This is a genomic window from Streptomyces sp. NPDC086549 (assembly GCF_044746205.1).
Lineage (GTDB): Bacteria > Actinomycetota > Actinomycetes > Streptomycetales > Streptomycetaceae > Streptomyces.
In genome coordinates this window covers 280230-301827 of sequence record NZ_JBIVBS010000004.1, presented here as the reverse complement: position 1 = coordinate 301827, position 21598 = coordinate 280230, and the positions used below count along the sequence as shown (strand labels likewise).

Annotated in this window: 19 protein-coding genes and 1 pseudogene; 12 read left to right on the top strand and 8 right to left on the bottom strand. The window is 70.8% G+C overall.

The window, feature by feature from the left end; translation table 11 throughout:
* Window positions 1-57 precede the first annotated feature (57 nt).
* Window positions 58-1305, bottom strand: coding sequence for an amidohydrolase family protein (locus ACIPSA_RS16270; protein ID WP_402634579.1), 1248 nt, complete (start codon window positions 1303-1305; stop codon window positions 58-60).
* Window positions 1306-1537: 232 nt separating this feature from the next.
* On the opposite strand from ACIPSA_RS16270, the gene ACIPSA_RS16265 reads away from it, so the two are divergent.
* Together ACIPSA_RS16265 and ACIPSA_RS16260 are read left to right on the top strand one after the other, a co-directional pair.
* Window positions 1538-4486 (top strand): AfsR/SARP family transcriptional regulator, encoded by a 2949-nt coding sequence (locus ACIPSA_RS16265; protein ID WP_402634576.1) that lies wholly within the window; start codon window positions 1538-1540, stop codon window positions 4484-4486.
* 203 nt (window positions 4487-4689) lie between these two features.
* A complete protein-coding gene (locus ACIPSA_RS16260; protein WP_402634574.1) occupies window positions 4690-4881 on the top strand; it encodes a sigma-like protein in 192 nt (63 codons plus the stop codon).
* Window positions 4882-5585: 704 nt separating this feature from the next.
* On the opposite strand, the pseudogene ACIPSA_RS16255 reads toward ACIPSA_RS16260, so the two are convergent.
* Window positions 5586-5804: pseudogene (locus tag ACIPSA_RS16255) on the bottom strand (hypothetical protein); the annotation flags it as partial.
* 119 nt (window positions 5805-5923) lie between these two features.
* Between ACIPSA_RS16255 and ACIPSA_RS16250 the strand changes: the two are divergent.
* The 4 genes from ACIPSA_RS16250 (at window position 5924) to ACIPSA_RS16235 (ending at window position 8273) form a co-directional block, all read left to right on the top strand.
* Complete coding sequence (locus tag ACIPSA_RS16250) at window positions 5924-6775, top strand: helix-turn-helix domain-containing protein (RefSeq protein WP_402634571.1); 852 nt, start codon at window positions 5924-5926, stop codon at window positions 6773-6775.
* Window positions 6756-6959 carry a DUF397 domain-containing protein gene (locus ACIPSA_RS16245; protein ID WP_402634568.1) on the top strand — a complete coding sequence of 68 codons (204 nt, stop codon included), beginning with the start codon at window positions 6756-6758 and terminating at the stop codon, window positions 6957-6959. The genes ACIPSA_RS16250 and ACIPSA_RS16245 overlap by 20 nt, the downstream gene beginning before the upstream one ends.
* A gap of 171 nt (window positions 6960-7130) precedes the next feature.
* Window positions 7131-8090 (top strand): hypothetical protein, encoded by a 960-nt coding sequence (locus tag ACIPSA_RS16240; RefSeq protein WP_402634565.1) that lies wholly within the window; start codon window positions 7131-7133, stop codon window positions 8088-8090.
* Window positions 8091-8126: 36 nt separating this feature from the next.
* Entirely contained in the window at window positions 8127-8273 is a 147-nt protein-coding gene (locus ACIPSA_RS16235; protein ID WP_402634562.1) for a hypothetical protein, read from the top strand.
* Between the two features lie 514 nt (window positions 8274-8787).
* On the opposite strand, the gene ACIPSA_RS16230 is transcribed toward ACIPSA_RS16235, so the two are convergent.
* Window positions 8788-10407, bottom strand: a complete 1620-nt coding sequence (locus ACIPSA_RS16230; protein WP_402634559.1) for a FadD3 family acyl-CoA ligase — start codon at window positions 10405-10407, stop codon at window positions 8788-8790.
* 145 nt (window positions 10408-10552) lie between these two features.
* Here ACIPSA_RS16230 and ACIPSA_RS16225 point away from each other — a divergent pair, with 145 nt between their 5' ends.
* Genes ACIPSA_RS16225 through ACIPSA_RS16215 form a run of 3 tightly spaced genes read left to right on the top strand, consistent with a single transcriptional unit; the run spans window position 10553 to window position 12969 of the window.
* A complete protein-coding gene (locus ACIPSA_RS16225; RefSeq protein ID WP_402634557.1) occupies window positions 10553-11707 on the top strand; it encodes a lipid-transfer protein in 1155 nt (384 codons plus the stop codon).
* Window positions 11708-11731: 24 nt separating this feature from the next.
* Window positions 11732-12151 carry a Zn-ribbon domain-containing OB-fold protein gene (locus tag ACIPSA_RS16220; RefSeq protein ID WP_402635416.1) on the top strand — a complete coding sequence of 140 codons (420 nt, stop codon included), beginning with the start codon at window positions 11732-11734 and terminating at the stop codon, window positions 12149-12151.
* Entirely contained in the window at window positions 12148-12969 is an 822-nt protein-coding gene (locus ACIPSA_RS16215) for an enoyl-CoA hydratase/isomerase family protein (RefSeq protein ID WP_402634554.1), read from the top strand. Before ACIPSA_RS16220 ends, ACIPSA_RS16215 begins: the two co-directional genes overlap by 4 nt.
* Before the next feature lie 190 nt (window positions 12970-13159).
* Here the strand turns inward: ACIPSA_RS16215 and ACIPSA_RS16210 are convergent, their stop codons facing one another.
* Window positions 13160-15523, bottom strand: a complete 2364-nt coding sequence (locus ACIPSA_RS16210) for a PQQ-binding-like beta-propeller repeat protein (protein ID WP_402634551.1) — start codon at window positions 15521-15523, stop codon at window positions 13160-13162.
* A 168-nt stretch (window positions 15524-15691) separates the two neighbouring features.
* Window positions 15692-16423, bottom strand: a complete 732-nt coding sequence (locus ACIPSA_RS16205) for a VOC family protein (RefSeq protein WP_402634548.1) — start codon at window positions 16421-16423, stop codon at window positions 15692-15694.
* A gap of 134 nt (window positions 16424-16557) precedes the next feature.
* On the opposite strand from ACIPSA_RS16205, the gene ACIPSA_RS16200 reads away from it, so the two are divergent.
* The gene (locus ACIPSA_RS16200; RefSeq protein ID WP_402635413.1) at window positions 16558-17193 is read left to right on the top strand and encodes a TetR family transcriptional regulator; all 636 of its coding nucleotides are present in this window, start codon (window positions 16558-16560) and stop codon (window positions 17191-17193) included.
* Between the two features lie 128 nt (window positions 17194-17321).
* Here the strand turns inward: ACIPSA_RS16200 and ACIPSA_RS16195 are convergent, their stop codons facing one another.
* Window positions 17322-17774 (bottom strand): Lrp/AsnC family transcriptional regulator, encoded by a 453-nt coding sequence (locus ACIPSA_RS16195; RefSeq protein WP_402634546.1) that lies wholly within the window; start codon window positions 17772-17774, stop codon window positions 17322-17324.
* Window positions 17775-17856: 82 nt separating this feature from the next.
* On the opposite strand from ACIPSA_RS16195, the gene ACIPSA_RS16190 reads away from it, so the two are divergent.
* Complete coding sequence (locus ACIPSA_RS16190; protein ID WP_402634543.1) at window positions 17857-18474, top strand: LysE family translocator; 618 nt, start codon at window positions 17857-17859, stop codon at window positions 18472-18474.
* Window positions 18475-18492: 18 nt separating this feature from the next.
* Here the strand turns inward: ACIPSA_RS16190 and ACIPSA_RS16185 are convergent, their stop codons facing one another.
* Window positions 18493-18978, bottom strand: coding sequence for a nitroreductase family deazaflavin-dependent oxidoreductase (locus tag ACIPSA_RS16185; RefSeq protein ID WP_402634541.1), 486 nt, complete (start codon window positions 18976-18978; stop codon window positions 18493-18495).
* Window positions 18978-20210 carry an acyl-CoA dehydrogenase family protein gene (locus ACIPSA_RS16180; protein ID WP_402634538.1) on the bottom strand — a complete coding sequence of 411 codons (1233 nt, stop codon included), beginning with the start codon at window positions 20208-20210 and terminating at the stop codon, window positions 18978-18980. Before ACIPSA_RS16180 ends, ACIPSA_RS16185 begins: the two co-directional genes overlap by 1 nt.
* Before the next feature lie 210 nt (window positions 20211-20420).
* Here ACIPSA_RS16180 and ACIPSA_RS16175 point away from each other — a divergent pair, with 210 nt between their 5' ends.
* Window positions 20421-21596, top strand: a complete 1176-nt coding sequence (locus tag ACIPSA_RS16175; RefSeq protein ID WP_402634535.1) for a thiolase C-terminal domain-containing protein — start codon at window positions 20421-20423, stop codon at window positions 21594-21596.
* The last annotated feature ends 2 nt before the right edge of the window (window positions 21597-21598 follow it).

Below are 21598 nucleotides of genomic sequence, written 5' to 3'. Positions count from 1 at the left end.
ACGACTCCCCTGGTGGCGGCAGGGTTGCCCTGGAAGATGGCGGGTGTTTCCAGATCGTTAACCGGCGCCGCCCCCGGGCCACAGCCCGTCCTCCGTCAGCCCCAGCAACTCGATCGCGTTCCCCCGCACGATCCGCTCGACGACGTCCGCCGCCAGATGCCCCATCTGGGCCTCGCCGACCTCCTTCGACTTCGGCCACGTGGAGTCGGAGTGGGGGTAGTCGGTCTCGTACAGGACATTCCCGACACCGATGGCGTCGAGGTTGCGGAGCCCGAAGGCGTCGTCGAAGAAGCAGCCGTAGACGTGCTCGGCGAAGAGCTCGGAGGGCGGCCGGTGCACCTTGTCGGCGACCCCGCCCCATCCCCGGTTCTCCTCCCACACCACATCGGCGCGCTCAAGAATGTACGGAATCCACCCGATCTGTCCCTCCGCGTACATGACCTTGAGGTTGGGGAAACGCTCGAACTTCCCGCTCATCAGCCAGTCCACCATCGAGAAACAGCAGTTGGCGAAGGTGATGGTGGAGCCGACGGCGGGCGGGGCGTCCGCGGAGGTGGAGGGCATACGGCTGCTGGAGCCGATGTGCATGGCGACGACGGTGCCGGTCTCGTCGCACGCGGCGAGGAACGGGTCCCAGTCGTCGGCATGGACGGAGGGGAGCCCGAGGTGCGGGGGTATCTCGGAGAAGGCGACGGCGCGGACGCCACGGGCGGCGTTGCGGCGGACCTCGGCGGCGGCGAGACGGGCGTCCCAGAGGGGAATGAGGGTGAGAGGTATGAGCCGCCCGCGCGCGTCCGGTCCGCACCACTCCTCCACCATCCAGTCGTTGTAGGCACGGACGCAGAGCATGGCGAGCTCGCGGTCCTCGGCCTCGGTGAAGGTCTGGCCGCAGAAGCGGGGGAAGGTGGGGAAGCAGAGGGCGGACTGGACGTGGTTGACGTCCATGTCGGCGAGCCGCTGCGGCACGTCGTACGAGCCGGGCCGCATCTGCTCGTACGTGATGACTTCCAGCTTGATCTCGTCGCGGGAGTAGCCCACGGCGGTGTCGAGGCGGGTGATGGGCCGGTGCAGGTCCTCGTACACCCACCAGTCGCCGATGGGCCCGTCGTCGCCCTGTTTTCCCATGACTGGCTTGAAGCGCCCGCCCAGGAAGGTCATTTCCTTGAGCGGGGCGCGGACGATACGGGGCCCGGTGTCCCGGTATTTCCTGGGGAGCCGGTCCTGCCAGACGTTCGCGGGCTCAACGGTGTGGTCGTCGACGGAGATGATCCGAGGAAGTTCGGTCCGGGTGTCGTTGGCGTCCATGGCGCTCACGGTAGCGCTGATCTGACGGTCCGTCAGCTATCTGACGGCCACCTGTCACCTACCACGCATGGCCGCCCGTGATGGCCGGGTCTGTGCGGAACTGTGCGGAGAGCCTGTGAGGGCCTTGTGCACTCCCGTGCGCCGCTCTGTGATCGGCGTCTCGCCCGGCTGACGCATCAGCCCGGAACAAGGCAAACTGACGGAGTGGTTCGGGATGTCTAAGGGGACGGGCATGGACGGTGTACCGCGGGTACCGGAGCAGCGGCGCCCTGGCTCCTCGGAGGAGCTGGCGGCGCTGCGCTTCAGCGTGCTCGGTCCGGTGCGCGCCTGGCACGGCGAGGAGGCCCTCAACACCGGCTCCCCGCAGCAACGCGCCCTGCTCGCCGCCCTGCTGCTGCGCGAGGGCAGGACGGCGACCGCGGCCGAGCTGATCGACGCCCTGTGGGGCGCCGAGCCGCCCTCGCAGGCGCTGGCGGCGGTACGGACGTACGCGTCACGGCTGCGGAAGATCCTCGACCCCGGGATCCTGGTGAGCGAGTCGGGCGGCTACGCGGTGCGTTCGCTGGGCGAGGGTGCGCTGGACCTCGCGGTCGCTCAGGAGCTTGCGGCGGACGCCGAGAAGGCGCGGAACTCCGGGGATCTGTGCCATGCGCGGGATGTGCTGAAGCGGGCGCTGGGGCTGTGGGACGGGGAGCCGCTGGCCGGGGTGCCGGGTCCCTATGCGGACGCGCAGCGGGTGAGGCTCGAGGAGTGGCGCCTCCAACTGCTGGAGTCCCGCCTGGACATGGACCTGGAACAGGGCTGCCACGCGGAGGCGGTCTCGGAGCTGACGGCGCTGACGGCGGCGCACCCCCTCCGGGAACGCCTGCGCGAGCTGCTGATGCTGGCGCTGTACCGCAGCGGCCGCCAGGCGGAGGCGCTGGCGGTGTACGCGGACACGCGGCGCCTGCTGGCGGAGGAACTGGGTGTGGACCCGCGCCCTGGCCTACGGGAGCTCCAGAAACGGATCCTGCAGGCGGACCCGGCCCTCGCCGAGCCCTCGGCACCGGTGGCGGAGCCGGCGGTGGTGCCGGTGCGTCCGGCGCAACTTCCCGCGACGGTCCCCGATTTCACTGGGCGTTCGTCCTTCGTCTCCGAGCTGAGCGAGGTGCTGGCCTCGGCCGAGGGCCGGGTGATGGCCGTATCGGCGCTGGCGGGCATCGGCGGCGTCGGGAAGACGACGCTGGCGGTGCATGTGGCCCACCAGGCACGGGCGGCGTTCCCGGACGGGCAGCTGTACGTGGACTTGCAGGGCGCGGGGCCTCGGGCGGCGGAGCCGGAGACGGTGCTGGGCTCGTTCCTGCGGGCCCTCGGCACCGCGGACTCGGCGATCCCCGACTCCATGGAGGAGCGGGCGGCGCTGTACCGGTCGGTCCTTGACGGCCGCCGTGTCCTGGTCCTGCTGGACAACGCGAAGGACGCGGCGCAGATACGGCCGCTGCTGCCCGGGACGGAGGGGTGCGCGGCGCTGGTGACCTCCCGGGTCCGGATGGTGGACCTGGCCGGCGCCCACCTGGTGGACCTGGACGTGATGTCCCCGGACGAGGCGCTGTCCTTGTTCACGAAGATCGTGGGCGAGGAGCGGGTGGCGAGCGAGCGGAAGGCCGCCCTGGACGTGGTCGCGGCGTGCGGCTTCCTGCCGCTGGCGATCCGGATCGCGGCGTCTCGGCTTGCGGCCCGCCGTACCTGGACGGTGTCGGTACTGGCGGCCAAGCTGGCGGACGAGCGCCGCCGCCTGGACGAACTCCAGGCCGGCGACCTGGCGGTGAAGGCGACCTTCGAACTGGGCTACGGCCAGCTGGAACCGGCCCAGGCGAGGGCGTTCCGCCTGCTGGGCCTGGCCGACGGGCCGGACATGTCACTGGCGGCGGCGGCAGCGGTCCTGAACCTCCCGGTGGAGGAGACGGAGGACCTCCTGGAGGCCCTGGTCGACACCTCGCTGCTGGAATCGGCGGCGCCCGGCCGGTACCGGTTCCATGATCTGGTCCGGCTCTACGCGCGTGCTTGTGCGGAGAGGGATGAGCAGCCGCCGAGTGAGCGGGAAGCGGCGATGTCGCGGTTGCTGGACTTCTATTTGGCGACGGCGGCGGGCGTCTATGCGATTGAGCGGCCTGGGGACCGCATGGTCGTCCACTTGGCGCCGACGTCCTACAGGGGCCTTTCGTTCACGGGGCGGGCGGAAGCCCTCGACTGGCTCTTCGCGGAGGCTCAGTGCCTACTGGCCTGTGCCAGGCAGCAGACGACCGGCAGCGGGCTCGGTCGAGCCGTTGATCTGCTGTGGGCCGCGAAGGACCTGGCGGAGTCGGGAGCGAACGCGAAGCAGTACGAATCGGCAGCCGTGGCCCTGCGGGATGCCGCGCAGGAGGACACCGATGTCCGAGCGGAAAGCCATGCCCGGACGGCGCTCTCCAATGTTCACCTGGCCGCCGGACGCTACTCCGAGGCGGACGAAGAGGCTCGCTGCGCCGTCGCACTAGCCACCGCAGCGGGAGACGCCGCACCCATCAGCTGGGCCTCCACCGACCGGGGGATCATCGCTCTCAGTCAGGGCCGCTACGAAGAGGCCGAGGAGTTTCTCACCACCGCCAGGGACGGTTATCGAGCGGACGGGAACCGGCCCGGTGAGGCCAGCGCGCTCTGCAACCTGTCGCGGCTCTACGAGCGCATGAACCGCACGTCCGACGCGGTAACTTTGGCGCAGCAGGGCGTCAACATCTTTCAGCAACTCGGCCTTACTCTGCGTCTCGCAAATGGCCGCTACGCCCTCGGCGTCGCACTCATCCAAGCCGGACGCCTCTCCGAGGGTCTCGTGCAACTGACCGATGCACTGGTGATGTTCGGGAACAACCGGCAACGCCTCTGGGAGGGGACGGCACACTTCCGCATCGCACAGCTTCACCTGGCCGCTCGGCGCCCGGCTCAGGCGGCCCAACACGCCGAACAGGCTCTGGCGATCGGATTCATCGGCGGTGATCTAATCCGAGGCAGTGTGCTGAACACGCTGGGCAAGAGCCTTCACGCACTGGGCCAGTTGGACCGGGCACGGGCCTGTTGGCACGAGGCCCTGCTCCTCCTGGAACAGTCGGGAGCACCCGAGGCTTCCGAAGTGCGCCTCCTGCTGGCGCCGCTGGACGCACCATGAGCTCGCCGTCGGCGGCGTTCATCGAACGTTTATGACCGCCTGACAGAGTCGACTCAACGGTTCGTCGTGTCGGGGGACATGAGGGCCGTACCGAGCCCACGGGGGGTGGGTCCGGCTCATGTCCTCTGTCCGGCGATACTCGGGGGAGTCGCCGGACAGAGGCATCTCACCACTTGAACATCACTCCCAGGGGGAGCCTGAACATGAGCAGCAGCGAGAAGCAGACGACGGACGTCACCACGATGGAGAACCACGCACCCATGCCGCCGGCTCTCGACAAGACGGCCACCACGGCAAAGGACACCCAGACGTCCACTCCGTCGACCGACGAGGAGATCACCACTCTCGAGAACCACGCGCCCGTCCCGCCGGCCCTGGATCTGGGCGGCAAGTAAGCCTCATTCCCAACGGGATCGGCCGCGACGGCACGGAGGGGAGCCGCCGCGGCCGAGGTATGTCGGGAGAAAGATCCAAGCCGATCTGTGGCGTGAACCGTTCGAGCCAATCGAACATTCGCCCCTACAGAGCCAGCGTGGCTCGCGCCCGGGACTCCCCTCCTCGACAGGAGCCGAAGTGAGCACGACTTGAGTGGGGCCGAGACCAAACTCGGCCCCCTCGACGTATGCGTAGAAAGCAGCGCGACTGAGCTTGGCCGCAGTGTTCGTACATACGGACTGACCGCTCCATCATCGGCCCACCACTCACTCCGCCTCCGCCTCCGCCAGCTCGCACCACACCGTCTTGCCCGCACTTCCCTGCTCAACTCCCCACCTCAACGCCACCGCATCGAGCAGCAGATGCCCCCGTCCCGCCTCCGCGTCATCCCTGGCGCGCTGCGGCGCCGGGACGGCACCCGTGTCCGGGTCTGTGACCTCGACGCGAATGCGGTCGCCGTCCGTGCGGGCCACCCGTACGCGGACGAGGGTCCCTCCCCCACATGCCGGACGACATTGGTGACGAGCTCGGTGACACAGAGCTGGACGTCGGCACAGGGAGCGCCGAGATACCGGCGCACGGTACGGCGCAGGCACGGCACCGCCTTGGATACGGCCAGGAGATCCAGGTCCAGAGGCGGCGGACTCGGCACCAGGCCCTCCCCCCGCGACAATGCCGCGGCGAGCTGGCGCGCGGTCGCGGTGTTGCAGTTGCCGAGCGCGACCAGGCCCGCGGATGCCTGAGGCGCCGCCGCGAAGCTCGGCAGGTCCACTCGGAGTGACGGCAGCGTGATGCCGTGGACGGCGAGGGCGTCGCGCAGTCCCTCCACGCAGAGGGTCGTGTCGTAGACGCCGAAACCAGGGGAGGACGGCTGTGGGGGCACGGTCGCTTACACCTTCCAGTGCGTTCTGTGACGGAACAGTCACACCATGGCGTCGAGCCGCGTAGCGTTGAAGCCGTTTCGGCTGCGCAAACGCATCTGGCAAACGGCGGTGATGAGTTGTGCCCCCACGCAAGGACCCCGACGCGTCAGCGAACGTCCCCTCCTTCTACGGCGCCGAGTTGCGCTACCAGCGCGAGCTGGCCGGCCTCACGCTCGAACAGCTGGCGGAGGGAAGCTTCCGGGGCGTCCCGTTCCTGAGCCAGATCGAGCGGGGTGAGCGGCGCATGCCGGCGGATCTGGCCCGGCACGTCGACAAGGTCCTGAAGACGGACGGCTTTTTCGAGCGGCGTTGTGAAGATGCCCGCAGGGCACGGCAGTCGGGGCACGCGGAGTACTTCGCGGATGTGGCGGAGATGGAGCAGCATGCGGAGTCCATTGAGGACTGGGCTCCGATGCTCGTGCCCGGGCTGTTGCAGACAGCGCCCTATACGCGCGCCATCGTACGAGCAGCCATGCCCCGAGCCACCGAGGAAGAGGTCGAGGAGAAGGTCACTGCCCGGATGAAGCGGGCCACACTCTTCGACTCGGAGAACCCCCCGAAGTTCTGGGCGATCCTCGACGGGTCGCTGATCCGTCGACCGGTACTCCCCAATCCTCAAATGGCTGAGCTGCTGGATCACATCGCGGAACTAGTCAGGACCACGCACTCCATTTTGCAGATCGTCCCGGAAACCACCGCCGCGCACCCGTTCATGATGGGTACGACGAGGTTCATGACCTTCTCGGAAGCGCCTCCCGTGGTGTACACCGAAGCCCTGCACAGTGGCCAACTCATCGACTATCCGGCGCTCGTGAAGCAGTACCGGGAGTCGTACGATCTGCTCAGGGCCACCGCACTGCCGCCTGAGGTGACCCTTGCGATGATCGAGGCTGCGGCAGAGGACTATCGACATGGCAAGCCACGAGATTGACCTGAGCGCCGCCCAGTGGCGCAAGAGCAGCTACAGCAACGGCACGGGCGGCGAATGCGTCGAGGTCGCCGTCTCTCACCCCGACCTTGTCCCCGTCCGCGACTCGAAGCGGCCCCAGGACGGCCCCGTACTGCTCTTCCGCCCACTCGCCTGGACCACGTTCGTCACCTCCCTGAGGCACTAACCCCTTCCCAGGCACAGCAATAGGCCGCTTCAGGACACCCCTGACCTCTCAAACCCATCCATTCCGCCCCCACAAGTGTCCCAAACCGGCCAATCCACGCGCCCGACCAGGGGACGGCGGGGTTATCCACAGGGGCCACGCTCACCGGCGCGGGTCTGCGATCTTGGCGGGGTGGAGCGGATCGGATTACGGGAGTTGGCTGAGGACGGTGTCCTCCTCACCTCGCGTGCCCTCACGGCCGGCTGGCATCCGCGTCGGCTCAGCCGGACCCTCCGAGCCGAGGGGTGGGCCCAGCTCCAGAACGGCACCTGGATCGAGCCGGGGCGCTCCCCGAACCTGATCACCCGGCTCCGGGCTGCGCGGCTCGTCAGGCCACGGCTCGTCGTGAGCCACCGGTCGGCGGCCGCCCTCTGGCGGATCGAGACCCTCGCCCCGGCCGCCGAGGGACCGCTTGAGTGCACCGATCCGTCCCTCACCCTCCGCCGGGGAGGGGCGGGCGTGCGCGTGCACCGCATCCCCCTCGCCGCGGCCGAGGTGGTGGAGCGGCAGGGCCTACGGGTCACCGTGCCCAGCCGTACCCTCATCGACCTGCTCCGGGACGGGCCCAGGGACGACGCGGTCGTCGCCGTGGACTCCGCCCTGGCCTACCGCACAGTCGGACGCGTCCGCCGCGCCCCGTTCACGAGGCTCGACTCGATCGTCGCCGCGCTCGAAGTCCCCTCACGCGGTACGGTCAGGGCCCTCAGGTGGCTGGCGCTGTGCGACCCTCGCGCAGGCTCACCGGCCGAGACCATCGTACGCCTGCGCATGTACGACGCCGGGCTCCACCCCGAGAGCCAAGGCGAGGTGCACACCCCGGACGGCCGCCGCCGCTTCGTCGACTTCCTCTTCCGGGCGGCAGGCCTTGCCGTGGAGATCGAGGGCTACGCCTATCACGGCACCCGCGACTCCCACCGACGGGACATCGCCCGCTATAACCAACTCCACCAGTGTCCGGAGATCAGAAGGCTCCTCCGCTACAACGCCGAGGATGTCTTCCACCGGCCCGCGCACATGATCGGGGAGATCCGGGGTGTGCTGGCGACGCTGGCCGCACTGGAACAGCGGGACGTCACTGCCGACCGGGGTTGAGTCGGTCCCGTGGGATTCCCGGCTGCTTTCAGTTGGGTGACGTACTTTATCGTCGGTCTGATGTTGTTGGCCTGGACACCGGGAGTGCACGCCCACTCGATGACGCCGGCGCTTGCCGTGGCCACGGCCGGCCTCGTATTCGGGTTGCTTGCCGAACGGCTGGGTATCGGCCGCAGCAAATAACCTGATGCTTTGGGAACCCCATGCGTCTGGGGGCGCCGCGGCCTGGTAACCCGCGGACTCGGGGCCCACTCTCGCTGTTTCCTTCGTTGCAGAAGAACGAGCTGCCGCCAGCGGCCCGCCCTGCCCGAGGGGGCGGGCCAAATCCACTTCTCCATCCCGCCCCCACCCACCCGCCGCAAGCCGCTAAACCGGCCCGGCGTGCAGGCGAGACGCGACCGCGCCCCCTCCACCCACCCACCGCAAGCCGCCAAGCCCACCCGGCGTGCCGCCACCCAGCTGCCGCGCGCCCTCCACCCCGGACGCGAACGCAGTCCACCCCAGGGCCAACGCCCTCAGCCGGCCACTTTCCCCCCGGCCGCCCGCTCGCTTCCAACCCGTGCTGGAGCGGCCCGAGTCAAGGGTGGCCCGCAGGGCCATCGCCGCAGGCGACGCGACCGGAGGGAGCGCCCTCTACTCGGGACGCGGAAGCACGACACTGGCAAGGAGCGGGCGGCCCCCACGGTCACTTCCCAAGTCACCGCCCCCGCAACTCCCCCTTCACCACCTTCCCGCTCGCGTTCCGCGGCAACTCCGCCACGAACTCCACAGCCCTCGGGACCTTGTAGTTGGCCATCTCCCGGCGGGACCAGGCGATCAGGTCGTCCCCGGTGAGTACGGCCCCCGCCCTGCGCACCACGAACGCCTTGCCGACCTCACCCAGTCTGGCGTCCGGGATGCCGATCACCGCCACGTCCGCCACCTCCGGGTGCAGGCCCAGGAGTTGTTCGATCTCCGCCGGGTACGCGTTGAAGCCTCCGACGATGAACATGTCCTTGATGCGGTCGGTGATCCTCAGATTGCCCGCCTCGTCCAGAACGCCCACGTCACCCGTGCGCAGCCAGCCGTCCCGCGTCATCGTCTCCGCCGTCGCCGCCTCGTCCTCGTAGTAGCCCCGCATGACGTTGAAGCCGCGGACCAGGACCTCCCCGGGGGTGCCGGGAGGCACCGACTCGCCCTCGCCCTCACCCTCACCCTCGCCGTCCACCACCCGCACCTCCGTCCCGGGTATCGCCCGGCCGGACGTCGACGCGATCACCGTCGGGTCGTCTCCGCGGCGGCACATCGTGACGATTCCGCTTGCCTCCGACAGGCCGTACGCCGTCAGCACCGTGTCCACGCCCAGTTCGCCCCGCAGGCGTTCCACCAGCCGCAAGGGCACCACCGCCGCGCCCGTCACCACCAGGCGCAGCGCCGACAGATCGTGGGCGTCCCGGGCCGGGTGGTCCAGGAGCTGCTGGTGCAGGGTCGGCGGGCCGGGCAGGACCGACACCCGTTCCGCCGCTATGTTCGCCAGCGCCGTGTCCACGTTGAACACCGGCTGCGGGATCATCGTCGCGCCCCGCATCAGGCAGGCGATCACGCCGGCCTTGTAGCCGAAGGTGTGGAAGAAGGGGTTCACGATCAGGTACCGGTCGGACGAGCGCAGGCCGGCCAGGTCCGCCCAGATCTCGTACGCCCTCAGCGTCTGCCCGTGCGTGATCATCGCGCCCTTCGGACGGCCCGTCGTACCCGACGTGAAGATGATGTCCGAGACGGAGGAGCCGTCCACCTCGCCCGCCCGGCGCCGTACCTCCGCCGCGCCCACGCCCTCCCCTGCCGCCAGGAAGTCCTTCCACGTCCGGAAGTCGGCCGGCGCGTCGTCCGACAGGACCACCACCTGCTCCAGTGCCGGAAGCCCCGACAGCGGGCCGGAGGCACCGGATCCCTCCCCAGCCGCCCGCCGCAACGACGCCACATACGACGTCCCCAGGAACGTCCCCGTGACGAACAACAACCGCGCCCCACTCCGGCGCAGTACGTCCGCCGCCTCCGTCCCCTTGAAGCGGGTGTTCAAGGGGACCAGCACCGCTCCCGCCGACACCGCTCCCAGTGCCGAGACGATCCAGTCGAGGGAGTTGGGGGCCCAGATGGCCACCCGGTCGCCCACCTCCAGCCCGCCGGTGATGCAGGCCGCCGCCGCGCGCTCCACCCGCGCGCCCAGCTCCGCGTACGAGATCCTCGTACGGCCCTCCACCACCGCCTCGGCGTTCGCGTGCTGCTCCGCCGCCGACCGGACCAGGCCCGGGATGGTGCCCCACTCCACGTCACCGCGCACGACCAACCAGCCTCCCCACCCACACGTAGCTGACTGACCGTCAGATTAGCTGTAACCTGACGGACTGTCAGGACGGAATGTCAGGACCGTCAGGACTTTCAGCAGACCATCAGCAGATGGACCTCAGCCCGGAGGTGCGCGCGGCATGGGAAGTTCGGGGCTCAAGGACGCCACCGCCATCGTCGGCATCGGACAGACGGCCTTCGCCAAACGCCTCCCGGAAGACGAGCGGACCCTCGCCTGCCGTGCCGTCCTCGCCGCCCTCGACGACGCCGGGATCGACCCCGGCGAGGTCGACGCCCTCGCCTCCTTCACCATGGAGGAGACGGAAGAAGTAGAGCTCGCCAAGTCCCTCGGGCTCGGGGACCTCACCTTCTTCAGCAAGATCGGGTACGGAGGCGGCGGATCCTGCGCCACCGTCGCGCACCTCGCCGCCGCCATCGCCGCCGGGCAGGCCACGGTCGGCGTCGCCTGGCGGTCGAGAAAACGCGGATCCGGCCCGCGGCCCTGGACCAACACCACCGCCCAACTACCCACCCCCGCCCAGTGGACCCGGCCCTTCGGGCTCCTCCGGCCGGCCGACGAGATCGCCATGCTCGCCCGTCGCTATATGCACGAGTACGGCGCGACCCGCGATCACCTCTTCAACGTCGCCCTCGCCTGCCGGAACCGGGCCAACCAGAATCCGGACGCGATCATGTACGAGCGGCCCCTCACCCGCGAGATGTACATGACCTCCCGGTGGATCAGCGAGCCGCTCTGCCTCTTCGACAACTGCCTGGAGACCGACGGGGCGCTGGCCTGTGTCGTCGTGTCGAGCGAACGGGCGCGGGACTGCCGACGACCGCCCGTGTACGTCCACTCCGCCGCCCAGGGGCTGCCTGCCCAGCACCACGGCATGGTGAACTACTGGAACGACGATCCCCTCACCGGTCCGGCCTGGACCGCCGCCCGCCACCTGTGGAAGCACGCCGACCTCACTGCGGAGGACGTGGACGTCGCCCAGATCTACGACGCGTTCACCCCGCTCATACCGCTCTCCCTGGAGGGGTACGGCTTCTGCGGCCGCGGCGAGGGCGGGGCGTTCACCGAGGGGGGTGCCCTGGAGATCGGCGGGCGGCTGCCGATCAACACCGGGGGTGGCGGGCTCTCCGAGGCGTACGTCCACGGCTTCAACCTCATCAACGAAGGCGTGAAGCAACTGCGCGGGACCAGTACCGCCCAGGTCCCGGGCGCCTCGACCTGCCTGGTCACCGCGGGCGAGGGAGTCCCCACGTCCGCTCTGCTGCTGAGGAGTTGACCGCACATGCCGCACCCGCCGCACCTGCTGTCTCCCGTCATCGACGCCGACGGCGCACCCTTCTGGCAGTACGCCGCCCGGGGCGAGTTGCGCGTCCAGGCGTGCGCCGACTGCGGCGAGGCCCGCTTTCCTCCCCGGCCCTGCTGCCCCCACTGCCGGTCCTTCGCGTGCGAGTGGCGGCGGACGGACGGGCGGGGGCGCATCTGGTCGTACGTCCGTCCCCATCCGCCACTGCTGGCCGGCTACGCCGAGCAGGCGCCGTACAACGTCGTCCTCGTCGAGCTCGACGGGCTGCCCCGGATACGGCTCGTGGGGAATCTCGTCAGCGGGCCCGGGGCCCCTCTCGACTCCGTCGCGGAGAGCCGGATCCGGATCGGGGCGCGGGTGCAGGCGGTGTTCGATCCCGGCAGCGGGCTTCCCCAGTGGATCCTGGAGCGGCCATGAGCGGCACCCCGCGCGTCGGCGTCACCGCGGACAAGGACACCGGCGTCGCCGTCGTCACCCTCGACCGGCCGGAGCGGCTCAATGCCATCGACCTCGCCATGGCCGCCGAACTCGCCGACACCTGGCGGGCGTTCCGGCTCGACGACTCCGTACGGGCCATCGTGCTCACGGGCTCCGGAGAGCGGGCCTTCAGCACCGGCCTCGACCGGGACGCCGTCGTGCCGCAGCCCTCGTCGCCGTACATGCAGGACGATCCGCTGATCGCGATCGGGCCGAAGGCGAACGACCTGTGGAAGCCCGTCGTCGCCGCCGTGTGCGGGATGGCCTGCGGGGGCGCCTTCTATCTGCTCGGGGAGTCGGACTTCGTCGTCGCCGACGGCACGGCCACCTTCTTCGACCCGCACACGACGTACGGCATGGTCAGCGCCTATGAATCCGTGCTGATGGCACAGCGCATGCCGTACGGCGAAGTCGCGCGGATGGTGCTGATGGGGAACGCCGAGCGGATCGGGGCCGAGCGGGCCCACAACATCGGGCTTGTCTCCGAAGTAACCGAGCCGGGCGGGGCATTGGGGGCCGCCGTGCGGTGCGCGACCGTCATCGCCGGGTATCCGACGGAAGCCGTGCAGGGGACGGTGCGGGCGCTGTGGGCGGCCAAGGAGGCGGCACGGGCGCAGGGGTACGCGCAGGCGCCGCATCTGATCGCGCTGGGGAACCTGCCGGGCGAGCGGCAGGCGGAACTGTTCGCCGGGCGGGACCGGACGGACCGCTCAGCCCGCGGGGACCACGGAGACGGACCGACGTACCGTACACGCTGAGTCACCACCCGTACGCGTGGCGGGCACCGTCCGCCGGGCGTAGCGTCTGCTGTGAGAGCGAGGAGCTCTCCCCGGAGCGACGGCCGCCGTCCGCAGCCCCTTCCGTGCGACTACTGGCACGGCGGCCGTCCCCGAGGAGTCCCGTTGAGGACCCCGTTGAGGAATCCCACTGTGAGATCCCGTTGAGGAATCACGTCGTACGCGCGGTCCCCGTCCCCTTCTCCGCGTCCAGGGCGTAGACACAGCGGTCCTTGCTGCACGCGTACACGACCCCGTCCTTCACCACGGGCGATCCGGTGATCTCGCCGCCGGTGGCCAGCTTCCATCTCAGGCGGCCGTCGTCGGCCTTGAGCGTGTAGAGCAGGTGGTCGGTGGAGCCGAAGTGGATGCGGCCCTCGGCGACCGCCGGGGTGCCCACGATGTCGCCGCCGGACTGGAAGCGCCACTTGGGGGTGCCGGTGACCGCGTCCAGTGTGTAGAGGCCCTTGCCGCTGCCGACGTGGACGTGGCCCGCGGCCACCAGGACCGGCTCGATGGAGGCGCGGGACTCGGTGGCGATGCGCCAGCGGTCGCGGCCGTCGGCGGCGTCGAGGGCGTACACCGTGCCGAGGTAGTCGGCGAGGTAGATGCCGCCGCCGGTGACCGCGGGGCCGGGGACGAAGGTGGGCGGGCAGAGGAAGACCGCCGGGGCCTCGAAGTGCCAGCGCACCATGCCGCTCGCCACGTCGACGGCGAGCACGCGGCTGCCGGCCGAGAGGTAGACGTTGCCGTCGGGCGCGTGGGTGAGCCGGATGGGGACTCCGCCGCAGGACGCCGCGTCGCCGATGGGGTACGACCAGCGCTCCTCGCCGGTGCGGGCCTCCAGGGCGCGCAGCCGGGCGTCCTGCCAGACGTAGACCGTGCCGTCGTGGACGGCGGGTCCGGCCTCGGGGGACTCGAAGTCGGTCTGGCAGCCGCTGATCTCCCAGAGTTTCTGCCCGTTGGAGGCCTCCCAGGCCTGGACGCCGCCGCCGCGGGTGCCGGTGACGACCGTGCCCCGGTCGGCGTACAGGGAGTACACCCAGGCGTCCGTGGACAGCCGCCACAGGTCGGCGCCCTCACGGGCCTCCAGGGCGAACAGGGTGGGGCCGTCGGAGGCGTGGATACGGCCGTCCGCGACCGCCATCGACCAGGCCACGTCGCGGGTCTTGAAGCGGCGGCGGCCGGTGGCCACGTCCAGGGCGTGCACCTCGAAGGAGGTGACGTAGACGAGGTCACCGTCGACGGACGGGGTGCCCCAGACGTCGTTGGACATGCGGAAGCGCCAGGGTCGCCAGCCGGCCGCCGCCTCCGGGGGCGCGGGCGGGAGCGCCGGTACGGCCGGGCCTACGGCAGGGTCTGTGCCGTTGACGCCGGGGCGGGGGCGGGACCAGTTGGCGACCAGGCCGGCCTCCGGCGGGGGCGCCTTGACTGCGGCGGCGCGGGCGTCGGCGACGCGTGGGCCGGGACCGATGGGCACCTTGGCGCCGGCCAGCCGGACGGGGCCGGTGTCGGGCGCCCCCGTCGGCGCGCCGACCGGAACGGACGGGGCCGGGATCACCGGGTCGTGCGAGGGCGGGGGCGGCAGCGCGGCCCGGCCGCCGCTGCGTGGGCCGGCGGGCGCGGGCCTGACCGCCGGGCGGCCGCCGCGGCGGGACTCGATCAGGGCGACCGCCTTCTCGGGCAGCCATGCCGACGCGGTACCGCTGTCGTCGGAGCCGGAGCCGAAGAGGTGGGGGGCGAGCTGCGACTGGAGGTCGGCGGGGTTGGGCCGGCCGGGGGCCTCCATCTGCATGCAGGATTCGATCAGGGGGCGCAGCTCGTCCGGGAGGCCCTCCAGGTCGGGGCCCTCGCGCAGCAGCATGAAGACGGTCTCGACGGGGTTGGCGCCGTGGAAGGGCGGGTGTCCGGTGGCGGCGAAGACGAGCATCGAGCCGAGCGAGAAGACGTCGCTCGCGCCGGTGACGCTGCGGGAGTCCTTCGCCTGTTCGGGGGACATGTAGGCGGGCGTGCCGACGGCGACGTTCGTCATCGTCAAACGGGTGTTCGAGACACCCGACGCGATGCCGAAGTCGATGACACGGGGACCGTCCTCGACGACGAGCACGTTGGAGGGCTTGAGGTCCCGGTGGACCAGTCCGGCGCCGTGGATAGACTGCAGGGCCTCCGCCACGCCCGCGGCCAGCCAGCGCACCGCCTGGGCCGGGAGCGGCCCGCACTCGTTCACTATCTCTTCGAGGGAGGGCGCGGGGACGTACGCGGTGGCCAGCCACGGCACGGCGGCGCGCGGGTCGGCGTCGACGACCGCGGCCGTGTAGAAGCCGGAGACCGCGCGGGCCGCTTCCACCTCACGTGTGAAGCGGACGCGGAACAACTGGTCCTCGGCGAGCTCCGTACGGACCGTCTTGATCGCCACGCGACGGCCGGACGCCGAGCGCGCGAGATAGACCAGCCCCATGCCACCGGCACCCAGCCGTCCCAGCACCTCGAACGGCCCGATCCGCCGAGGATCGTGCTGCGTCAGCTGATCCACCACTTGCCTGCCACCTCCCCGTACGGGCCACGTCACCCAGATATGTACGCGACCCCGTGCAGCGTCTCACCACCGCACCGCCATGGCGGCACGCACCCTGATTCTTCCTGGCCCGGGCACAGGTTGCGAACCCGGTGATTAATCGGGGTGTCTCGTGATAAGTGAGACATTTCAGCGCCGTAGCAGCGCGAACGACGCCCCCTGATTGTCCGTGACGACGGCCACTGTGCCGTACGACGTCTCGAATGGCGGCGCCTGCACCCGCCCTCCGAGCCGCTGCACTACCTCCACCGAGGCCGCCACGTCCGCCACCCGGAAGTGGACGAGGAAGTGGGACGGCATCTCGGCCGGGAAGACCTCGGAGACGAGGGCGCGGCCGAAGTCGGGCTCGGTGCCCGCGCCGAACAGGGCCTCGTGGAAGAGGCCGCCATAGAAGGCGTTGGCCGCCTCCTTGTCGCGGGTGTACAGCTGGACCCAGCCGAAGGTGCCCGGCGCGTGCCGCTCGCCGAAGCCCGGGTGGCTGCCCGGCTGCCACAGCCCGAAGACGGCGCCCTCGGGGTCGGTGGCGAGGGCGGCGGTGCCCAGGTCGTCCACCCGCAGCGGTGTCAGGATCACCTGTCCGCCCGTCGCGAGGATCCGCCGGCACAGCGCCTCCGCGTCCGGCGTCGCGAAGTACACCGTCCAGACGGTGGGCATACGGCCGTCCGTCTTGTGCGCGAGCGAGGCGACGGCGGCACCGTCCCTGCGGGCCAATACGGTGGAGCCGTACTCCGTGACGTCCTCGTCGAAGGTCCACCCGAAAAGCTCACCGTAGAACCGCTTGCCCGCCTCCACGTCGGGAAGCTGCGCGTCCACCCAGCACGGGACGCCCTCTCCGTACACCGATGCCCTGTTTTCGGCCATGCCGCCAAAGTAACTGCGTCGCGCGCACCCCGCAGACCAGGCACACCACCCCCCGCACCCCCATGCACCCCATTTGCAGTCGGCCGAATCGCGCTCCCATCACCCCTCGGTAAGCTGACGGCATGACAGGACAAGTGCGTACCGTCGACGGCCGCGTGGCCGGCCGGCGTGGGCAGGCGACCCGGCAGAAGCTGCTCGACTGCCTCAGCGAGATGCTCAGCTCCTCCCCCTACCGGGACGTCAAGGTCATCGATGTCGCCCGGAAGGCGGGCACTTCGCCCGCGACCTTCTACCAGTACTTCCCGGACGTCGAGGGTGCCGTCCTGGAGATCGCCGAGCAAATGGCCGCCGAGGGCGCCGGGTTGACCGAGCTGCTCGAAGGGCGGTCCTGGGTCGGCAAGGCGGGCTGGCAGACCGCTCAGGAACTCGTCGACGGGTTCCTGGAGTTCTGGCGCAAGAACGACGCGATCCTGCGCGTCGTCGATCTCGGCGCCGCCGAAGGGGACAAACGGTTCTACAAGATCCGCATGAAGATCCTGAACTCGGTGAACAACTCCCTCTCGGACTCGATTGCCGAACTCCAGTCCAAGGGCAGGATCGACAAGGACGTGAACCCGGCGGCGATCGCGGGCTCGCTGGTCGCGATGCTCGCGGCGGTGGCAGGGCACCAGAAGGGCTTCCAGACCTGGGGTGTCAAGCAGGCCGAACTCAAGCCGAACCTGGCCCTGTTGGTCCACCTGGGCGTGACCGGCAAGAAGCCGACGAAGTAACAAGGGCCACTCGCGTCCTCTTTCCGGTACCAAGTCCTGTCAGGCGGGCGGCGGTTCACCCAGGTGGGCCACCGCCCGCCGTGCTGTACGGGCACCGGCCACCGCGCCATGCGAGCAACACCGCCGCGCTATGCGGGCAACGGCCGGTCCCGCACCACGTGCTTCATCACCAGCGTGGACGTCAGCCGCTGCACCCCCGGCAGCGTCGCCAGCCGCTCGTCGTACAGCCGCTGGAAGGCGGCGAGGTCGGCGGTGGCCACCCGCAGCAGGTAGTCCGGCTCGCCGAACAGCCGCTGCGCGTCGAGCACGTACTCCACCTCGCTCACCGCCCGCTCGAACTCGGCGACCGTGTCCCGGTCCTCCTGCCTCATGGACACGAAGACCAGCGCCTCGAAGTTCAGCCCGAGGGCGGCCGCGTCCACCACCGCCCGGTACCCCTGGATGGCCCCCGACCGCTCCAGCTCGCGCAGCCGCCGGTGGCAGGGCGAGACGCTCAGCCGCACCCGCGCGGCCAGCTCGGTCACGGTCAGCCGCCCGTCCTGCTGGAGCTCGGCAAGGATTTTCTGGTCCACGTCGTCCATGAAGTAGATATTTGCTCAGAATCCGCGATCATGGGCAAATTTCAGGAACACTTTCGGGCCATTCACGCCTAATGTCCCTGCCATGGATGCGGGAGCGTTGTTTTCTTTCCTGGCCCTGGACCTGCTGCTGGTGTGCGTGCCGGGCGCCGACTGGGCGTATGTGATCGCGGCCGGGCTGCGCGGCCGCTCGGTACTGCGCGCGGTGGCCGGCCTGGTCTCCGGTTACGCGCTGCACACGGCGCTGGCGACGGCGGGCCTCGCCGTCCTGGTCGCGGGCTCGCCCCGGCTGCTCACGGCGCTGACGGTGGGCGGGGCCGGCTATCTGGTGTGGCTGGGGTGGGGAGTGCTGCGCAGGCCCGCGGCGCCCGGGGCCGCGGCGGAGGACGGGCGCGGCTCCGGCGTCTTCCTGCGCGGCGCCACGATCAGCGGCCTCAACCCCAAGGGCCTGCTGCTCTACCTCTCGATCCTCCCCCAGTTCCTGACCCTCAGGGGCGCCCATCTGCCCGTACCGGCCCAGACGGCCGCCCTGGGCCTGCTCCACATGGCCTGCTGTGCCGCCGTGTACCTGACCGTCGGCACCCTGTCCCGCGCACTGCTGGCCGCCCGCCCCGCGGCCGCCCGCGCGGTGACCCGCACCTCGGGCGCGGCGATGCTCGGAATCGGCGCGTTCCTGCTGGTGGAGCGGCTGGCGACGCTGTGAGCCAGGGCCTGCCGCGCCCTACCTCCGTACGATCCGGAAGATCCGGATCTCCCGCTCCACCCGGGCCTGGTACGTCGCGTACGGCGGCCAGAACACCAGCAGCGCCTTCCAGGCCGCCGCCCGCTCCTCCCCCGCCAGCAGCGTGGCCGTGACGGGAATGTCCTCACCCTTCCAGCTGACCGTGGCATCTGGATGCGCGAGGAGGTTGTGGGTCCAGGCGGGATGGTCGGTACGCCCGAAGTTGGACCCGACGAGGATCCAGCCGCGCCCGCCCTCCTCGGGCATGCAGGCCAGCGGCGTCCGGCGCGGCAGCCCGCTGCGGGCGCCAGTGGTCGTCAGCACGACGCCGGGCAGCAACTGCGCGCTGAGCAGCACCTTGCCGCGGGTGATCCGGTGGACGGCCCGGTCGAGGGCGGGAACGACGTGCGGGGCGACCTTCGCGAAGCCCCGCGTGGAGGAGACCTTCTGCACCAGGCGCACTCCGAATCCGGCGAATCCGGCCATCAGACCGCCACCTCCCGCTGCTCGAACAGCCGCGCGGAGTCGGCCGCACGGGCGCGCAGCCGGTGCACCGGCCCGAACAGCAGCTCGTCCCCCGCCGCCCGCTTGAAGTACAGATGGGCCTCGTGCTCCCAGGTGAACCCGATCCCGCCGTGCAGCTGGATCCCCTCGGCGGCGGCCGTCCGCAGCGCCTCCAGGGCCTGCGCGAGAGCGATTCCGCCCACCCGTTCCCCCCGTTCCCCCTGTTCCCCGTGGACGGCCGTCGCCCAGGCGGCGTAGTACGCGGCCGAGCGAGCGGCCTGCACCTGGACGTACACATCGGCCAGCCGGTGCTTCACCGCCTGGAAGGACCCGATCAGCCGGCCGAACTGCTCGCGCTGCTTCATGTACTCGACGGTCCGCTCCAGGGCCCGGCCGGCGGCCCCGACGGCTTCGGCGGCGAGCACGGCGGCGGCGGTGTCGCCGAGGGCGGAGAGGGCGGCGAGCACGTCGGATTCGCCGGATTCGGCGGAGTCGGCGGAGTCGGCGGATCCGAGCAACCGGGCCTCGACGTCGCGGAGTTGCAGGCGCCCCTGCGGCCGGGTGGCGTCGAGGGCAGTCTGCCGTACCCGCACCAGCCCGGCCGCGTCCCCCGCCACGAGGAAGAGCAGGATCCTCGACCGGGCGAACCCCCCGGTGTGGGCGGCCACCACGAGCAGCCCGGCGCTGTGCCCGTCGAGCACCTGCCCCACCTCCCCGTACAGCCGCCACCCGTCCCCCGCCCGTCTGGCCTGCACGCCTCCCGCACGGCCGCCGCCCGCCCACTCCCCGTCGTTGTCACCGGTCAGGGTGAGGACGGCGGCGAGGGCGGTGCCGGGCACGGCGAGGGTGGCGGTGAGCGCACCGGAGGCGAGGCCGGGCAGGAGGCCGGCGCGCTGGGCTTCGGTGCCGAGGGCGAGGATCAGCGGCGCGGCGAGGACGGACGTGGCGAGCAGCGGGGTGGGGGCCAGGGCGCGGCCCGTCTCCTCGCAGGCGAGGGCGAGTTCGGTGGCCGTGCAGCCGACCCCGCCGTACGCCTCCGGGAGGGCCAGCCCCGGCAGGCCGAGCTGCTCGGCGAGGGCGGTCCACAGGGCGGGGTCGTGTCCGGCGGGGGTGTCGAGGGCGGTGCGGAGTTCCTCCGGGCCGCAGCGTTTGTGGAGCAGTTCGCGCAGGGTGCGGCGGATCTCGTCCTGTTCGGCGGTGAGGCGCGTGTCCATGGTTCTTCTCCTCCGGCCCGATCGATCCGAATCCGATCCGAATCCGATCCGAATTCGAATCCGAATCCGATCCGACATCCGACGATCCGATCCGATCCGACCACTGCGAACACCCGATCTGACGGTCCGTCATATTAGGGCGGCGGGGTCGGGATGCCCAGAGGTTCGACACCTGCCGCGTGGCGCCGGATCTGATGTACCGTCAGATTCATGTCACCAGGGAGCAGCAGGAAAGTCGCCGTGGTGGGCGTCGCCCTCTCCGACTGCGGCCGCGTGGACGACGCCACCCCGTACGCCCTGCACGCCCAGGCGGCCCGCCGGGCCCTGGCGGACTCGGGCCTGGACCGGGACCGCGTGGACGGCTTCGCGTCGGCGGGCCTGGGGACCCTGGCACCGGTGGAGGTGGCCGAGTACCTGGGCCTGCGCCCGACCTGGGTCGACTCGACCTCCGTCGGCGGCTCGGCCTGGGAGGTCATGGCGGCGCACGCGGCGGACGCGATAGCGGCGGGACACGCGAACGCCGTCCTGCTGGCCTACGGCTCGACGGCACGGGCGGACATCCGGGCGGGCAGGCGCACGGGGAACCTGTCCTTCGGCGCCCGGGGACCGCTTCAGTTCGAGGTCCCGTACGGCCACACGCTCATCGCCAAGTACGCGATGGCCGCCCGCCGCCACATGATCGAGTACGGGACGCGGATCGAGCAGCTCGCGGAGGTGGCGGTGCAGGCCAGGGCCAACGCGGCCCTGAACCCGGAGGCCATGTTCCGCGACCCGATCACCGCGGACGACGTCCTCTCCGGCCCGATGATCGCCGACCCCTTCACCAAGCTGCACTGCTGCATACGCTCCGACGGGGGCGCGGCGGTGCTGCTGGCGGCGGAGGAGTACGTGCGGGACAGCCGCTCGGCCCCCGTATGGATCCTCGGCACCGGTGAGCACGTCTCCCACGCGGCGATGTCCGAGTGGCCGGACTTCACGGTGTCACCGGCGGCGGTGAGCGGCCGGCTGGCCTTCGAGCGGGCGGGGGTGTCACCGGCCGAGATCGACTTCGCCGAGATCTACGACGCGTTCACCTACATGACCCTCGTCACCCTGGAGGACCTGGGGTTCTGCGGGAAGGGGGAGGGCGGGGCGTTCGTGGAGAAGGGCCGGCTGCTGGTGCGGGGCGGAGAGCTGCCGGTGAACACGGACGGGGGTGGCCTTTCGGCCCAACATCCCGGGATGCGGGGGCTGTTCCTGCTGGTGGAGGCGGTGCGGCAGTTGCGCGGGGAGGGCGGGGAGCGGCAGGTGCGGGTGAAGGGCGGCGAGTTGCCGCGGCTGGGGGTGGCCTCGGGGACCGGGGGGTGGTTCTGCTCCTCGGGGACGGTGGTGCTGGGGCGGGACTGAAG

Coding starts and splice junctions, on each gene's coding strand:
- ACIPSA_RS16225 (WP_402634557.1), top strand. CDS start 10,553: ATGGGAAGTTCGGGGCTCAAGGACGCCACCGCCATCGTCGGCATCGGA.
- ACIPSA_RS16175 (WP_402634535.1), top strand. CDS start 20,421: ATGTCACCAGGGAGCAGCAGGAAAGTCGCCGTGGTGGGCGTCGCCCTC.
- ACIPSA_RS16190 (WP_402634543.1), top strand. CDS start 17,857: ATGGATGCGGGAGCGTTGTTTTCTTTCCTGGCCCTGGACCTGCTGCTG.
- ACIPSA_RS16265 (WP_402634576.1), top strand. CDS start 1,538: ATGGACGGTGTACCGCGGGTACCGGAGCAGCGGCGCCCTGGCTCCTCG.
- ACIPSA_RS16180 (WP_402634538.1), bottom strand. CDS start 20,210: ATGGACACGCGCCTCACCGCCGAACAGGACGAGATCCGCCGCACCCTG.
- ACIPSA_RS16270 (WP_402634579.1), bottom strand. CDS start 1,305: ATGGACGCCAACGACACCCGGACCGAACTTCCTCGGATCATCTCCGTC.
- ACIPSA_RS16260 (WP_402634574.1), top strand. CDS start 4,690: ATGAGCAGCAGCGAGAAGCAGACGACGGACGTCACCACGATGGAGAAC.
- ACIPSA_RS16205 (WP_402634548.1), bottom strand. CDS start 16,423: ATGGCCGAAAACAGGGCATCGGTGTACGGAGAGGGCGTCCCGTGCTGG.
- ACIPSA_RS16245 (WP_402634568.1), top strand. CDS start 6,756: ATGGCAAGCCACGAGATTGACCTGAGCGCCGCCCAGTGGCGCAAGAGC.
- ACIPSA_RS16195 (WP_402634546.1), bottom strand. CDS start 17,774: ATGGACGACGTGGACCAGAAAATCCTTGCCGAGCTCCAGCAGGACGGG.
- ACIPSA_RS16215 (WP_402634554.1), top strand. CDS start 12,148: ATGAGCGGCACCCCGCGCGTCGGCGTCACCGCGGACAAGGACACCGGC.
- ACIPSA_RS16185 (WP_402634541.1), bottom strand. CDS start 18,978: ATGGCCGGATTCGCCGGATTCGGAGTGCGCCTGGTGCAGAAGGTCTCC.